Source organism: Nocardia sp. CA-107356, assembly GCF_050946365.1.
GTDB lineage: Bacteria > Actinomycetota > Actinomycetes > Mycobacteriales > Mycobacteriaceae > Nocardia.
On sequence record NZ_CP191992.1, the window covers coordinates 37584 to 52589 of the forward strand.

Below are 15006 nucleotides of genomic sequence, written 5' to 3' on the forward strand. Positions count from 1 at the left end.
CGGCTTCCTATAGTTGATCCTTCTTGGAATCGGCAATTGGCGTGTTGGGGTGCGGTGTGGAGCTGCGGGACATCGAGATCTTCTTGACATTGGCCGAGGAGCTGCATTTCCGCCGCACCGCCGAACGCCTGCACATCACCCAAGCCCGGGTCAGCCAGTCGATCAAGAAGCAGGAGCGCCGTATCGGTGGGCTGCTGTTCGACCGCTCGACGCGAGTGGTGCGGCTCACGCCGCTGGGCGAACAGCTGCATCGGGAGTTCCGCGCCGGGTACCGGCAGATCATGGACGGTGTCGAGAGCGTGTCCGCCGTAGCGCGCGGGACGGCGGGTGTGCTGACGCTGGGCAGTATGGGGCCACATCCCTCGGTGCTGGTCGAGGCCATCGAGCTGTTTCGAGCCCGGCATGTGGCGGCCGAAGTGAACCATCGTGAGATCCAGCCGCCGGCGCCACTGGAACTGCTGCGGTCCGGTGAGGTCGACGTCGCGCTGGTGTGGCTGCCGGTGCGTGAGCCCGACCTCACGGTCGGGCCGGTCACCCACACCTCGCCACTGATGTTGATGGTCGGTGCCGGTCACTTGTATGCCGCGCGTGAGTCGATCTGTCTGGAAGACCTGGGCGAGTGCGTCATAGTGGCGGGCCGGTCGATTCCGCCCTATATGGAGGAAGCGCTCAACCCTTTCCACACACCGACCGGTAGACCGATCGCGCGCGGACCCGCGGTCTCTACCTGGCACGAGCTTCTCAATATGGTGTCCGCCGGACGGGGCGTGGCCGCCGTCGCCGCAGAGGTCCAGCGCTACTACCCGTGGCCGGGCTTGGTATTCGTTCCGATTCGCGACGCGCCGACGTGCCGGTGGGCGCTGGTGTGGCGCACTGCCGCCGAAAGTCCGCTGATCCGGGCCTTATCCCAGGCGGTAGCCGACACCGGCGACGATCCGCGGCCGGACCTCGGCGCGATAACCGTGGAGTAATGGGCTCTTATCGGATCAGTCGTTGATCGAGCGGCCGGTCGGATCGGAGGCTGGAACTGCCGATATGGCGTCTGTTCCACCTCGATGCAGGAGAGATTCGTTGTTCGTTCTCGATCACGCCGAAACCGCTGACCCGTCACGGCGGACTGCCCGAACCATCACCGAACGCCTCGGCACCGCGGGCGCGGTGCTCGGGGCCGCGTTCATTCTGGGGATCGGGGGCGGCTATCTGGTCGCGCCCGAGTCCATGGCCCCGAACTTCGGCCTACCCGACTGGCCGCGCGGTGCGGCCGTCGGATTCATGAACGTCAAAGGTGTCCGCGATACCGTCACCGGGCTGATCCTGTTCGCGCTGCTGGCTGCGAGGCAGCGCCGCGCCCTCGGGGTCGCCATGGTGACCATCGCCCTCATCCCGACGGGTGACATGCTGACCATCCTGATCCGCCGCGGCTCCACCGCCACCGCGATCGGCGTGCACGGCCTCACGGCCGCGTTGGTGGCTTCCACAGGGGCGCTGCTGCTGCGGGGCGAGCATCGGTGAACTTCAGCGCCTAGGGCTGGTCGGGACGGTCCAGCAGGGGCTGTGCGGCCAGTCCGAGCTGTTGCGCGTGGTGTCCCGACCGGCGATGAGCAGAGCGCTGGCCACGTCAGGGCTCATTTCATGGTGGCGAGGTTGCGCCAGAGGTTTTGGAGGCTGTCGGTGCCGCCGAAGAGGGTGGTGAAGTTGGTGGAGTCGATGAGCAGGATGTCACCGGCACGCTCGCCGGTGGGTGGCATCCAGATCAGTGTGTTGAATTCGGTGTTTCCGGCCGTGGTGAAGGGGTGGGGGCGCGTGGGATCGACGCGCTGGCGGGCCAGGACGCGCAGCGAGTCGCTTTCGGGCGCGGTGAGTTCGTAGTGCGGTAGATGGGGGTGGAAGTTGAATGTGGTGACGTTGTCGAGCAACCCGGGCGCGTCCAGATCGCGGAACCCGGTCAGCGGGGCGATCTCGTCGGTGCCGCCGACGACCGCGGGGCGTAGCCCCCATTTGTTGTGCACCGGCACTTCGAGCGCCGTCATCAGCGAGCGGGTGTACTGGCCGAATCGCTGCTGGCGGGGCACCAGTCGGTCGCCGTGATGCTCGTATTCGATTTGTCGCTGCGTGTAGTCGTCGGTGAAGCCGACGTCGTGGTGCGGTGCCAAAAGCAGGCAGGTGCCTTCACGGTGCAGCCATTCCCGGATCGCGGCGCTCTCTTCGGGTGCGGCTTCCTGCTCGGCGAGGACGTGATCGAGCCCGAACACCATCAGCGTGTCGGTGTCGGCCAGGATCCGCTCGTCGATCGGCAAGGTGTAGCCGGCTTGGTCGATGCGTTGGAACACCGCGACGGGGTGACCGGTCGCGTCACCGGATAGCTGCTGAAATGCCAGTGTCGAGCGGTGGAACAGCTCCAATGTGCCGGCGATACCTTGCAGGAAATGCGCCGCGTCGTACTCGGGTGTCTCGTAGCTCGGCCACAGGACATTGCGGACTTCGGTCATCGTGGAGAAGCGGTTGTACATTGCGGCGGGATCGCGTTGGGCCTCCCATGGGTAGCTCCACGTCCAATAGATGCTGATCCGCCGCCGCCCGTCGTGCGGGCGTGGAATGTGGTTCTGGTTGTAAGTGCGTGCTCCCGGCAGGGTGCTCATGCTGTTACCTCTCCACTGTCGAGTCCGGCCAGGTATCGCAGGCCACCGATGCCGGGCAGGAAGAAGTAGGCGCCGCCTTTGAGTGTGGTGAAGGCCGGCAGTCCCGCCAGCACTGTGCGGATGGGCCGCTTGGGGATGGTGAAGTCCAGGGTTCCGTCCTGGGCGCCGCAGATGGGGTCGTGTTCATTGCCGAGTTCGTGGAATGTCTTGTCGTTGATCCAGACGTTCTGAGCGAACTCGAACTGGCGGACCAGGCTGGCGCAGATGATGAATGCGGCAATGCCTCGGTCCGCCCCGTCGTCGGGCGCATCCTCGGGCAGTGCGGGCCCGTAGGTGGCGCCGCGGCGAATCATTCTGCGGCGGTTCATGTTGACCGCGGTGTCGCGCGGGTTGAGTCGCCGCGCGTGTGAGCCGAGCGGGACCGCGTAGCCGTGCGGATCCATCTGTTTGTAGTCGAAGTCGTTGTTGCGCATAGGATCCGCGCCCAGTGCTGGGTCATCATGGTCCGGGGCCAGTACCAAGGGGGCGCCGCTTCGCCAGCGGCCCATGAGTTTCGCGGCGAGCAACTCCTGCGCATCCGGGGTGTCGGCGTGCTCGCGCAGAAAGTTTCGGAACGCACCGACGTGTTCTTGCAGCCGCCGGTAGGCCATGTAGCTGCCGTTGCGGGACAACGCCTGCGGCTGGGGTAGCGCGCGGGGCGGGCCCTCCTCGTCGGGGTAGCCGAGGATGAACTCACCGGGTTGTAGCGGTGCGCCCGAGCCCGGTGTCGGTTCTTCGCCGGATCCTTCGATGACCGGTTGGGACAATCGGTCTCGGAACCCGAAATGGTCGTGGGCGTAGTTGAACGGTGGCGTCGCGTTCAGATCCAGGAACGACACCACGCGTACGCCCGGGCAGCGGGCCACCAGCTTGTGGTGCTCGGCGGTGCAGCGCTGGTGTTCGGCATCGGTGCGGGCGAACAGGATGGCGATGGCGTGTAGGTCGTCGCCGGCCAACCCGCCCGCCCAGCGATCGGGGTGGTTGGCGCCGGTGTCGCCGAGGATGTCGGCGCGGGCGGCCATGCCTTCACGGAACTCGTCGGGAAAAGTGGCGAGCGATTCCTCCGACACTCCGAGCGCCCGCAACCCTCGCCAGGTGAAGGCCAGGGTGATCCAACGCTGGGAGCTGTCCATCGAGGCGCGCGCGTCCGCGGCCGACTGGACCCGGTCCAATAGTTCGGTCAACCAGGCCCGTCCTCCGGTGGGGTCGTCGAAGGACAGGAATTCGTACCGGCCGGTCATCGCCGGGGTACGAGTCAGCAGGATGTGCTGAATATCGTCGAGCTCGAGCATCGACTGGGTGGTCACTGCATCTGGTCGAGCATATCGGAGAACGCCGCCTTCAGCCGCAGCGCTCTTTTGATTTCATCGGCGGTGACGTAGGGGTATTCGCCGTATTCGAGGAAGCTCGGACATTGGTGTTCTCGGACGAATCGGACGAACGCCTCCGGGTTCTCCTTCCAGTCCTCGGGGAATCCCTCGAGGTTGGTGAAAACGGTGGTGATACCCGTTTTGCTGAAGAGCATCACGGCGTCCTCGGTGTACTTGTCGAAATCGGTGTCGAAGATGCCTTGGTATTGGAAATGCAGTCCGGAGCCGACGTCGAACAACACCCACCGTAGGTAATGCAGACGCAGCGGTGCCAGCACATCCGGGCTGGCCGCTACCGCCTCTTCGATCTGCTTGCCGTACGCGCGGACGGCCTCTTCCCGACCGGGTTTCACCTTGGCGATGATCGAGAATCCATAGCAGGCCGGGGTCCGTGGATATATTGGGCCGTACCGACCCCGCTGCACTTCGAAGTACCCCTCCTCGGGGATGGCCATTGCCGCTGGTTTGTTCCAGTCGTGGTCAGTCGCTGCCATGTCCGCACCCACCTTCACCCTCGCAGTAAGTCCGACATCGAAACCGTCATGTCCACACCGACGTAGGTTCGCCGCATAATCATCATGGTTTTTCGGTTGCTTACTCGGCGCGCCGACTCCGCGGCGCGTCCCCGCGGGTTGTTCGACGATTCGAATTCGTTGCCGACCCGCGTACCGCAAATTCCGTTGGCCCTGGGTGCGAAATCCCGGCCACCGGCACCCGGACTTGGCAGGATGACCTCATGTCGACACCGCCGCCAGGCAACAAGCCTGCGCCGAGCCTGCGCCAGCTGTCAACGCCGCGAGCTGCCGCGCTGGCGGGAGTGGTCTTCGCGGTTCTGCTCGGTACAACGCTGATCTTGATTCGCATCGACATGCCCGACGACATTCAAGATTCGAGTTATTGGCTGCAGAACAAGCAGACTGCGATCATCACCGCGACGGTGCTGATGCCTTTCGCTGGCATCAGTTTCCTCTGGTTCATCGGCGTGGTGCGTGACGGATTCGGTCGCTATGAAGATCGGTTCTTCTTGTCGGTATTCCTGGGCAGCGGGCTGCTGTTCGTGGCGATGATGTTCCTCGCTACCGCCGTTGCCGCCGGATTGGTGGCAAGCAATAGCGGCGTCACCGACCCGGCCGCCCGCGTCGAGGTGATCAACTTCGGCAAGATGGTGGTGGTTTCGGCGAGCCAGACCTATGCGCTGCGGATGGCCGCGGTGTTCATGATTTCGCTGGCGACGATCTGGGTGAAGACCAGGCTGATGCCGCGCTGGCTCGCCGTCCTCAGCTACCTGCTGGCTTTCGCGCTGCTCATCGCCAGCGAAACGAGTAGGTGGCTCACGCTGGCATTCCCGGCCTGGGTACTCGTGGTCAGCGGCCTCCTCCTGGCCCGCTCCGTGCTGATCGATCATGGGCGTGACCAGCGCGATTGATCTCGGCAACCAGCCGGTGGGCGCATTGCGGAAGTGATAAATCTCCACGGGGGTCCGTGCGCTGTGCCACAGTACCTTTTGTGGACGAGTCATCTTCCCGGTGTTCGCCCGATTTGGGGATGCTCTACCAGGCCGTGGCGGACCGACATCTGCAATACGAAAATCTGCTCTGGCAGGTGCCTGCCCTCAGTCTGACGGCCCAGGCGTTCTTGTTCAGTATCTCGATGGCAGTCGGCAACGACCCCGTCGCACGGATCGCCTCGTCACTGCTCGCGTTGATCGTGTCGCTCATCTCGATCATGCTCATGGCGAGCCACCGTCTCGCCGGACGCAAGGATGCGCTCTGGCTGGAGCGTTTCGAACAGCATGAACTCGACGTGGGAGCCTGGGGCGCACATGGCACGGCATTCGATGCGCAACAGGACATTGCGGATCTGGACGCCGGCTGGGTGGGCAAGCTGATACCGATGCGGCAGATGTTCACGGTATGGGTGGTCGGACTCGGCTGTTTCGGTGTAGCCGCCATCTTCATGATCGTGCGGACGCTGGTCACGCACTGAGCCGTATGCGTCGAGCCGCACTCCGCATCAGCGTGGCCGGCATTGCCCGATCTTCTGCACATCGCTGGTTCGGCGAGGTTCGCGCTGTGTGCCGGTGCGGGCGTTTCCGGACTCGTTCACCGTTCGAGATTAGCCAGGGGTTATCGGACGTTGCGTGATCTGTCGTTGATCGGCCGAGGGTGGGTGTCAGAGGGTTGTCATCACGTCATCCGAGTAGTGAGGAACAACCGTGACAGTCGGACAGGACATCGCACTGTGGACACAGGATGCGAGATCGTTGGCGGGGGCGATCGCCGCGCGCGAGGTGACGGTCACCGAGGTGGTGACGGCCCACCTGGAGCGTATTTCGGATATCGATCCGGTGGTCGGGGCCTTTACCTCGGTACTCGCGGAGCAGGCGCTCGCCGCTGCTGCCGCCGCTGACCGGTCCGAGCCGATCGGGCCGCTGCATGGAGTCCCGTTCACGGTCAAGAACAATCTCGACGTTGTCGGCACTCCGACCACCTGGGGAGTCGGCGCGTTCGCCAATGCCGACCCGGCGGCGGACGCCCCGACGGTGGCCGCCCTGCGGCGAGCGGGGGCGATTGCGATCGGCCGAACCAATATGCCGGACTTCGCCACCCGGTGGCACACCGACAACGATGCCGCGGGTCCGACGATCAACCCGTGGGACGCGTCCCGCAGCCCAGGCGGTTCCAGTGGCGGCGACGCGGTCGCCGTGGCCACCGGCATGACCCCGCTCGGGCTGGGAACCGATTTCGGTGGTTCACTTCGAGTGCCCGCCGCCTTCTGTGGTGTCACCTCGCTGCGCACCACGCCCGGACGGGTGGCGGTCGCATCGAGCCTGCCCGGGCCCGCACCCGCGCCGACGAACCAGATGTTCGCCGCACCAGGCCCTTTGGCCCGTTCGGTCCGGGACCTGTCGTTCGCGTTCGACGTGATGGTCGACGCGGATGTCCGTGATCCCGCCTGGATTCCCGCACACGATCTCACCGATTCACCGGGAGCGCCGCTGCCCGCGGTCGCGGTCGCAGTCGATGGAGGCGGTGACACCGTCGATCCGCAGGTGCGTGCCGCGGTGCTGTCGGCCGCCGATGCGCTGGCACGTGCCGGTTATCCCGTTGTCGAGGTCGCGCCACCGCAACTTGCGCAGACCGCATCGGCTTACGGTCGGCTCGTGTCGACCGAGGTGGTGATCCAGCGCCTGGAAACCATGCGGCGGCTCGGCAGCGCTGGTCTCAATGCGTTCCTCGAGGCCGCACTCGAACTGTTCCCACCGTTGGATCTGGCGGGATATATGGATGGCCTGGCCGAGCGGTTGACCCTGCGCACGACCTGGTCGAGGTTCCTCGCCGAGTACCCGATCGTGCTCGGGCCGGTATCGGCGGCGTTGCCGTGGCCGGTCGGCTACGACCTCGGCGGCACCGCACACGTTGCGGCGATGTATGCGGCACATCGGCTCACGATCGCGGCCAACTACCTGGCACTGCCCGCAGTCACCGTGCCTGCGGCACTGTCGGAGGAAGGTCTGCCGGTTGGGGTTCAGCTGATCACCGCACCGTTCTGCGAGCGGCGCGGACTTGCCGCGGCCGCCGTCGTCGAGGATGGGTTCCGGATCGGGACACCCATCGATCCGCGGCGCGGAGATCGCCCGGTGACCGCATGAAGACGATCCTCAACACCGCCCACGTCTATATGATCCTCGGGGTGGTCAGCGGCCTGTACTACCGGGAGATCACCAAGTTCGAGGACTTCACCGGTCAAACCCAGCTCGGCGTCGTCCACACCCACCTGCTGGCGCTCGGTATGTTGTTTTTTCTCATCGTTCTGGTGTTGGAAAAGCTGTTCACGCTGACCGCAAGTCCGTTGTTCCGCTGGTTCTTCCGGATCTACAACATCGGCCTCGCCGTCACCGTCGGCGCGATGACCGTGCACGGCACCCTCACGGTGCTGGGGCATTCCAGCGGTGCGGTGATCGCTCTGGTCGCAGGCCTCGGCCACATCCTGCTGACCGTCGGCTTGGTCCTGCTGTTCATCACGGTCGGCAAACGACTGCCCACCGCAATGCCGATGGCCGATACTGCCGAGCTCGACGTCGCACCGCATGCGACAGTGTGATTCGTCGCACGCCGAGGGAGGGCGTCGCGTCGTGCGGCGTCGACACCATCGGACACCGTCTGCGCGAATCCGCGGATCAACGAACCGGCACGGACGCCAGCCCGGATAACGAACCGATGTGACCGCAGGTCGTTCAGGATCCCTGGTGTGCCTACTTCGGTCACCGACCTGATGCGCGAGCCCGGCCTGCGGCGCCAGATCGCGCTGCTGGGCCCGAACTTCCAAGACTGACGCAGACTCCAACACACTCCAGCAATCGCCCCATGCGTCACAACCCAGGAATTACGGTGCTGTTATGACGAACCCGGAACAGGGCGATCACACGACCGGTCGGCGTTCGCGCGTGCGGGTACGGCTCGCGCCCGCTGTGGTGGTTTCGCTGCTCATGGCGCTGCTGGCAACCATGTACCTGGCATACGTCGTCGACCCGTCGAAGCATCTGCACAACTTTCCGATCGCCCTGGTCGATCAGGACACCGGGGATGTGATCGGCGGGAAGCCGACCAATGTTGGCAAGCAGATCAGTGATGCACTCGTGCAGCAGATCCCGAGCGACAAGATCGAACTGCGGGTGCTCGGCATCAACGAGGCTCAGCAGCAGTTGAATTCGGGGAATGTGTACGGGGCGATCGTCATTCCGAGCGATTTCACCAAGCGGCTGGGGATCTTCGCGACCGCCAGCGTGGTACCCGGCGATGTCAGCCAGCCGATCATCACCGTGTACACCAATCCACGGACCGGGTCGTTCTCACCGCAGGTCGTGCAGACCGTCGCGGGAAGCGCACTGGCTCGAGCCAATCAGACGGTCGGCAAACAGCTCACCGAGACCGTGCAGACCCAACTGCAAACCTCCGGGGGCGCGCAGGCGCCGGAGCTGGTCGGCCTCAGCCGGTTGATGCTGGCCAAGCCGATAGATGTGGTCGTCACGCCGTTCCATCCACTGCCCACGGGCACCGGCGGCGGGCTCACCGCCTTCTTCTACACCATGATGGTGCTGCTGGCCGGCTTCACCGGCGCCATGGTGATCAATGGAATGGTCGATTCGTCGCTCGGCTTCGCGCCCACCGAATTCGGTCCCTGGTACGTGCACTATCCGCCGACGCCGATCTCTCGGCTACACACACTCCTGCTGAAATGGGGCATCATCACCGGCACCGCGCCGGTGGTCGCGGCCATCTTCATGGGCGTCGGACATTGGCTCGGGATGCCCATCGACCGGCCGCTGATCTTGTTCCTCTACAGCACCTTCGCGATCATCGCGGTCGGCGTGACCGCGCTGTCGATCGTATCGGCGCTCGGCACCGCTGGTCTGCTGATCAACCTCATCCTGTTCATCGTTCTCGGCCTGCCCTCCTCCGGAGGCACCATCCCGGTCGAGGCGCTGCCGAAATCCGTTGCCCGGCTTGCCGATTTCGAACCGATGCACCAGGTGTACCTCGGCATCCGGGCCATTCTGTACTTCAATGCCGACGGCTCTGCCGGGCTCAGCCGTGCGATCTGGATGACCCTGCTCGGATCAGCCATCGGACTGGTCCTCGGCGCGATGGTCACCCGCTACTACGACCGCAAGGAGTTGTACCGCGCACCAGCGGCAGCTCGATGAGAACTGCTGCTGGATCCAGTCGCGGTTGATCAGTGGGAAGTCGTTCACGTCAGTGGGGCTGCAGGAGCCAGTCCCGGTAATGCGTGGGTGCGAGGTTTGCGTCCGGTCCGGCGGTGAGCACATCGCCGGTGACGGCGGCGAACATGCCAGCCTTGTCGTCGGTGATGACGGTGCGGCTGTCGTGCTCTGCCGCCAGGGTGAGTCTGCCGAGTTCATCGAGGGTGAAGACGTCCGGACCGGCGACGTTGCGGATCCCTTGCAATGGGGCGCCAGTGGCGACCTCGACGACCGCGTCGACGACGTCCGCGGCGGCGATCGGCTGGATCGGGGTTGCGGGCAGGTGGACGGTGTCGTCGTCGGAGGTCCAGGACATGGTCGCGTCCATGAACTCGAAGAACTGGGTGGCGCGCACGATGGAGTATGGCGTCGGCCCCTGCCGGAGCAGGTCCTCTTGCAGGGTCTTGGCGCGGTAATAGTCCAGCTCGGGCACTTGGTCCACGCCGATGATCGAGAGGATGACCTGGTGCCCGACACCGGCCCGCTCTCCCGCGGCGAGCAGGTTGTTCATGGAGGTGCGGAAGAAGTCCACCGACGCCTCGTCGAAGGTCGGCGAATTCGCCACGTTGACCACGACGTCGGCGCCCTCCAGCGCCTGGTCCACGCCCTTCCCCGTGATCAGGTCGACACCGGTGGACGGTGCCGCGGGGACGGCCTCATGTCCGGCTGCGGTCAGCTTCTGGACCACTTGCGAGCCGATCCGTCCGGTACCGCCGAAAACTACGAGCTTCATGGTTCTCCCCTTTCAAGGCGTGCCACCCGGGCATGCCGGAGGTTCGTACGGGTCGATTTCCCTGATATCGGAAGTCCTGTCCACTGCGGCGGCCCGAAGTCGATCCCCTTTTCCCGCCGCCGTGGCACGAGTAGTCGACTACCTTGCCGCGCTTCCAGCATCCCATCAGCAAACCAGCGATGGAGCGTATCGGTCAGAGGTCGATGAATTCGAGCCCCGCGGCGCCATGGCGGGCTCCTCGGAAAGGCTTGGACCGTTCGGCGTAACGCGCGCAGCAGGTGCGCGCGCCGGCTCGCTGCCGACAGCGCTACTCGATGGCGAGTCCCGCCCCCGTAAAAGCGAATGACAACCTCATTCAGCGGTCCTTAGTATCGGGCGGTGCACCGATACTTACTCATCACCCCGCCGCCCGCCTCCTGAGCGGGGTGTAGGACCGCGCGCATCGCCTCGTAGGTAAGTGCGCCGCTCGAGCATTGGTTGTGCACCTCGCTTCCGCGACCTCATTCCCCTTCTGTCGCAGGAGCGAACTCCTGACCTCCACATCTGTATCCACGGCCACTCGATCTGGGCTGGTCTGCCTTGTCGGTGCCGGACTGTTAGCGGGCACCGGCGGGCTGCTCGGTACCCTTCTTCATCGCGCTACCGGCCTTTCGCCGGTCTCCGTCGCCACCTGTCGGCTCGCCGTCGGCGGGTTGTTGCTGATCGCTGTGCTCGCCGTGACGCGACGGCCATGGCCGCGAGATATCGTGGCCTGGCGAAGGATCGGTGCGGTCGCGGTTCTTTCCGCGGTCGTCCAGGCGAGCTTCTTCGGTGCTGTTGCGGCATCGTCGGTGAGCCTGGCGACCTTGATCACTATCGGGATGTCGCCTGTGGTCGTCGCGCTGCTGGAACAGCTGACCGGCAGGCGCGTCCTGGACCGTCGGCGTGCCGTGACGATCGGTATCGCACTGTTCGGGTTGGTTCTGCTGGTCGGCGCGCCCCGGAACCACGCGGGTGCGGGTGGGATATTCGCCGGTGCGGCAATGGCATTGGTGTCCGCCTGCGCCTTCGCGACGATGACGGTGATCAGTGCCCGACCCGTGCCCGGGCTCGATGCGATCACCACAACAGGTTTCGGCATCACCGGCGGCGCGGTGCTGCTGATACCGGCCGCGGCGATATCCGGGCTCACGTTCTCTCCCACTACGCACAGCATTGTCCTGGTCGTGGCGCTCGGGCTGATGCCGAGCGCGGTGGCATCCACCCTGTACTTCCGCGGGCTGTCCCGGTCCGGTGCGGGCACTGCTGCGGTATTGGCGCTGCTCGAGCCGCTTACCGGCGCGACATTGGCCGCCGCGATGCTCGGTGAACGGCTGACGTCGACGGGGTTGGTGGGCGCGGCGTTACTGACCGTCGCACTGGTTCGCACCAGTGTTCAGCCGCGAACCGGCGGCGCGGTGTAGAAGCGTCGCGATCCACTGGCTCCGATCCGCGTTCAGCCGGGTATCCGCTCCGAACACGCCCCGGTATTCGCGCGTCGATTACCGGGGCCGCGCCTGGCACTTGATGCCGCTGCTGGCGAGGACTGTCGCTAGTTGCCGCCAGCGGCGGTGGCGGTGGCGGAACAACAGGTGGACGAAGATGCGGGTGCCGATGCCGCGCAGGCCGCTGTCGACTTCGATTTCGTCGGTGTAGCGGCAGCTGGATTCGGTGATGGGTTCGAAGGTCAGGCGGTGGTTCCAGGTGCGTAGCGGGCCGCCCCACTCGTTCGTGTAGATCTCGTAGGCGTCCAATCGGACCAGGCGGAGGTGATGGCGCCAGGCGGGGATGATGCCGAACCACCAGAGGCGGGCCGAACCCTCGGCTCCTGGTTCGATGCGGTCCGGCAGCAGTAGTTGTGGCACCGAAAGGATCGGTGCCACCACGTATGCGAACAGTTCCGGTGTACGCGCGAGCGCGGACGCTACCTCGGCGGCGATCGGCAGCTCAGTAGTTAGGGTTACCTTACTCATGGGGTAATGGTGGTCGCCGCCGCCGCCGTTCGCAACGGTTTTCACCGATCCGAATCCGGCTAGGGATCAGCGGCTGGTTGCGTAGTGGTCGGCGATTTCGTCACTGGTGGTGAGCCATACGCCCGGATGGTTTGTCACGTACTCCAGGGCCTGCTCCAGATATTTGATGCGGAAGGCCTGGCCGATGACGAAGGGATGCAGGGCCAAGGCCATGACACGGCCGCTTTCGGCGGAATCTTCATAGAGTCGGTCCACTTGGTCCTTGACGATCTGGACGAAATCCGCACCACGCAAACCGGTTCCGAGGAAGAGGCTGTTGTCATTGAGTTCGACCGAATACGGAACGCTCAGCACGCCCGGGACATTGAGCAGATACGGCTGGTCGTCATTGGTCCAGTCCAGGACATAGTCGAGGCCGAGTTCGGCGAGAAGTGCCGGGGTATGGAAGGTTTCGGTGAGCGCGGGACCCATCCAGCCGTGCGGGCGGCGGCCGGTCGCGCGTTCGATGGTTTCGACGATATCGGTCAGGTAGGCGCGCTCGTCATCGATCGACATATCGGCCTGGAAGATCGAATTGTTCTTACCGTGCGCCAACCAGGTCCAGTTCCGCTCCCGGCCCGCCGCGATGATCTGCGGATTATGGTGTGCGACATCGGAGTTGAGCAGGGCGCTGGCGCGGATCCCGTACTTGTCCAACGCCTGCATCACTCGCCAGATGCCCACCCGGGGACCGTAGTCACGCCAGCCGTAATTCAGCGGATCCGGAGCGAGGGCCGCGGTACCGGGGAATATGCTCGTCGACGGGCGGTCGACCTGGTAATGCTCGATATTGAGCCCGATATAGAACGCGACGCGAGCACCGCCCGGCCAGTGAATCGGTGCGCGGTCGAGGATCGGGCTGTAGTCGAAGAGCGAGTTGTCCATGCCGCCTATGCTCGAACCATCACATAGATGTGAAGGTCAAATGCGAGGTGGAACACCTGCGGATCGGAGGGCCGTCGGAGCTCTGCCAGGAGAACCCCGCACCGTCCACTCCCCAGACATGCTGGCCACCCTGGAACGCGACTGCGACCGACCACATCCGCTGCCTCTCCCGCAACCTCGACGCCGAATACCTCGCGGCGGTCAGAGATAACGCTGTGTCCTGATCGCGACCGGGGCCGCGATATCAGTGGCGACCGACCCGGCTTCCGGTCCACACCGGACCTGCGGCGGATCAGTAGTCCGCGAGGGCGATGGCGTTCGCGGCGTGGTTGAGCGGCTTCATGATCGGGCGCAGCGCCAGTCCCTTCCATGGCATATGGCGCAACATGCGCAGCATGGTTGTCTGGGCCCTGATGGCGCGTTTGCTACCCGCCACCATCTGGGTGGCGTTGTTCCAGCCGAGCGTCAGGTTGAGGTCGACATATTCGCGCATCGCTTCCTGGTAGCGGTCGAAGGCGATGCGGTGGTCGCCGAGTGCCGATTTCAGTTCACCCGCAAGGACATACGCGCCGACCAAGGCCATGCTGGTGCCCTGACCGGACAGCGGGGACGGGCAATAGGCGGCATCGCCGACGAGCGCGACGCGATCGAGCGACCAGCGTTGCAGATGGACCTGGCTGACCGAGTCGAAATAGAAGTCCGGGGAATCGGACATGGCGCGCAACAGTTCTGCCGTTTCCCAGCTTGCGTCGGCGAACATCTCGGCGACCAAGCGCTGCTGTTCCGCACGGTCGCCGCGCTCGGGCAGTGCATCCGGTGCGGCGAAGATGAATTGGGCCTTGGCGGTGCTGTGCTGGGTGCTGTACACCTGCACGACACGCCCCGGGGTGGGGTGGATCAGTTCCCAGCGATCGAGGTCGAGGAAATTGGGCACTGATACCACGCAGGCAGCCATCCCGGTGTGGCGAACGAATTCCCGCTCCGGGCCGAACGTTTGCCCGCGCACGGTCGAATGCAGCCCGTCCGCGCCGATCACCAAGTCGAACACCCGCGGCGCGGACCGATGGAAACGCACCTCGACACCATCGGCTTGCGGTGTCAGACCGACGATCGAATCACCGAAGAGGTACTCCACACCGTTCTTGGTCGCGTCGTAGAGGATTCGGGAAAGATCGCCGCGCAGCACCTCCTCGTCACCGGGTGCTCGCAGGCCGATCAGGTCTGGACCGAGGGTCGCCAAGGCCTTACCGGATTCATCGACCCAGGCGCCGCCGCGCATCCGGGTGCCGGCCTGTCGAACGGTGGGCAGCAGACCCATGCGCTCGACGACCGGGATCGCGGCGCCGCGGATATCCACCTTGTAGCCGCCCTCGCGCAGGGCTGGCGCCTGTTCGACGACGGTGACGGTGAAGCCGTACCGGTGCAGCCAGTAGGCGAGCGCGGGCCCGGCCACACTGGCGCCGGAGATGAGGACGGTCTTGTTGATGAGCTGGTTGTTCGTCATGGGGCAAGCGTGCGGCGGATCGCTCACCGCGGGCTCACCATC

Annotated in this window: 15 protein-coding genes; 8 read left to right on the forward strand and 7 right to left on the reverse strand. The window is 65.0% G+C overall.

What is annotated here, in order from left to right:
- Positions 1 to 56: 56 nt before the first annotated feature.
- Together ACQP1G_RS00180 and ACQP1G_RS00185 are read left to right on the forward strand one after the other, a co-directional pair.
- Positions 57 to 971, forward strand: a complete 915-nt coding sequence (locus tag ACQP1G_RS00180; RefSeq protein WP_433197141.1) for a LysR family transcriptional regulator — start codon at positions 57 to 59, stop codon at positions 969 to 971.
- Positions 972 to 1071: 100 nt separating this feature from the next.
- On the forward strand, positions 1072 to 1512 hold the full coding sequence (locus tag ACQP1G_RS00185; protein WP_433197143.1) for a DUF4267 domain-containing protein: 441 nt from the start codon (positions 1072 to 1074) through the stop codon (positions 1510 to 1512).
- Between the two features lie 113 nt (positions 1513 to 1625).
- Here the strand turns inward: ACQP1G_RS00185 and ACQP1G_RS00190 are convergent, their stop codons facing one another.
- Genes ACQP1G_RS00190 through ACQP1G_RS00200 form a run of 3 tightly spaced genes read right to left on the reverse strand, consistent with a single transcriptional unit; the run spans position 1626 to position 4542 of the window.
- Positions 1626 to 2639: a hypothetical protein gene (locus ACQP1G_RS00190; RefSeq protein WP_433197145.1), complete on the reverse strand. Its 1014-nt coding sequence runs from the start codon at positions 2637 to 2639 to the stop codon at positions 1626 to 1628.
- Positions 2636 to 3970 (reverse strand): Dyp-type peroxidase, encoded by a 1335-nt coding sequence (locus ACQP1G_RS00195; protein ID WP_433209465.1) that lies wholly within the window; start codon positions 3968 to 3970, stop codon positions 2636 to 2638. Before ACQP1G_RS00195 ends, ACQP1G_RS00190 begins: the two co-directional genes overlap by 4 nt.
- Positions 3971 to 3981: 11 nt before the next feature.
- The gene (locus ACQP1G_RS00200; RefSeq protein ID WP_433197147.1) at positions 3982 to 4542 is read right to left on the reverse strand and encodes a hypothetical protein; all 561 of its coding nucleotides are present in this window, start codon (positions 4540 to 4542) and stop codon (positions 3982 to 3984) included.
- A 242-nt stretch (positions 4543 to 4784) separates the two neighbouring features.
- Between ACQP1G_RS00200 and ACQP1G_RS00205 the strand changes: the two genes are divergently transcribed.
- From ACQP1G_RS00205 to ACQP1G_RS00225, 5 genes are all read left to right on the forward strand, one after another.
- Positions 4785 to 5474 (forward strand): hypothetical protein, encoded by a 690-nt coding sequence (locus tag ACQP1G_RS00205; protein WP_433197149.1) that lies wholly within the window; start codon positions 4785 to 4787, stop codon positions 5472 to 5474.
- Positions 5475 to 5554: 80 nt separating this feature from the next.
- Positions 5555 to 6034 carry a hypothetical protein gene (locus ACQP1G_RS00210; protein ID WP_433197150.1) on the forward strand — a complete coding sequence of 160 codons (480 nt, stop codon included), beginning with the start codon at positions 5555 to 5557 and terminating at the stop codon, positions 6032 to 6034.
- A gap of 229 nt (positions 6035 to 6263) precedes the next feature.
- Positions 6264 to 7700, forward strand: coding sequence for an amidase family protein (locus ACQP1G_RS00215; protein WP_433197152.1), 1437 nt, complete (start codon positions 6264 to 6266; stop codon positions 7698 to 7700).
- The gene (locus ACQP1G_RS00220; protein WP_433197154.1) at positions 7697 to 8152 is read left to right on the forward strand and encodes a DUF2871 domain-containing protein; all 456 of its coding nucleotides are present in this window, start codon (positions 7697 to 7699) and stop codon (positions 8150 to 8152) included. Before ACQP1G_RS00215 ends, ACQP1G_RS00220 begins: the two co-directional genes overlap by 4 nt.
- Positions 8153 to 8447: 295 nt before the next feature.
- Positions 8448 to 9755, forward strand: coding sequence for a YhgE/Pip domain-containing protein (locus ACQP1G_RS00225; RefSeq protein ID WP_433197156.1), 1308 nt, complete (start codon positions 8448 to 8450; stop codon positions 9753 to 9755).
- Between the two features lie 49 nt (positions 9756 to 9804).
- On the opposite strand, the gene ACQP1G_RS00230 is transcribed toward ACQP1G_RS00225, so the two are convergent.
- A complete protein-coding gene (locus ACQP1G_RS00230) occupies positions 9805 to 10545 on the reverse strand; it encodes an SDR family oxidoreductase (protein WP_433197158.1) in 741 nt (246 codons plus the stop codon).
- Positions 10546 to 11024: 479 nt separating this feature from the next.
- On the opposite strand from ACQP1G_RS00230, the gene ACQP1G_RS00235 reads away from it, so the two are divergent.
- Positions 11025 to 11987, forward strand: a complete 963-nt coding sequence (locus ACQP1G_RS00235; protein WP_433197160.1) for a DMT family transporter — start codon at positions 11025 to 11027, stop codon at positions 11985 to 11987.
- Between the two features lie 78 nt (positions 11988 to 12065).
- Here ACQP1G_RS00235 and ACQP1G_RS00240 read toward each other — a convergent pair whose 3' ends face one another.
- The 3 genes from ACQP1G_RS00240 to ACQP1G_RS00250 form a co-directional block, all read right to left on the reverse strand.
- On the reverse strand, positions 12066 to 12536 hold the full coding sequence (locus ACQP1G_RS00240; RefSeq protein ID WP_433197162.1) for a hypothetical protein: 471 nt from the start codon (positions 12534 to 12536) through the stop codon (positions 12066 to 12068).
- Between the two features lie 66 nt (positions 12537 to 12602).
- Complete coding sequence (locus ACQP1G_RS00245) at positions 12603 to 13460, reverse strand: polysaccharide deacetylase family protein (RefSeq protein WP_433197164.1); 858 nt, start codon at positions 13458 to 13460, stop codon at positions 12603 to 12605.
- 292 nt (positions 13461 to 13752) lie between these two features.
- Positions 13753 to 14964 (reverse strand): FAD-dependent monooxygenase, encoded by a 1212-nt coding sequence (locus tag ACQP1G_RS00250; RefSeq protein WP_433197166.1) that lies wholly within the window; start codon positions 14962 to 14964, stop codon positions 13753 to 13755.
- Positions 14965 to 15006 lie beyond the last annotated feature (42 nt).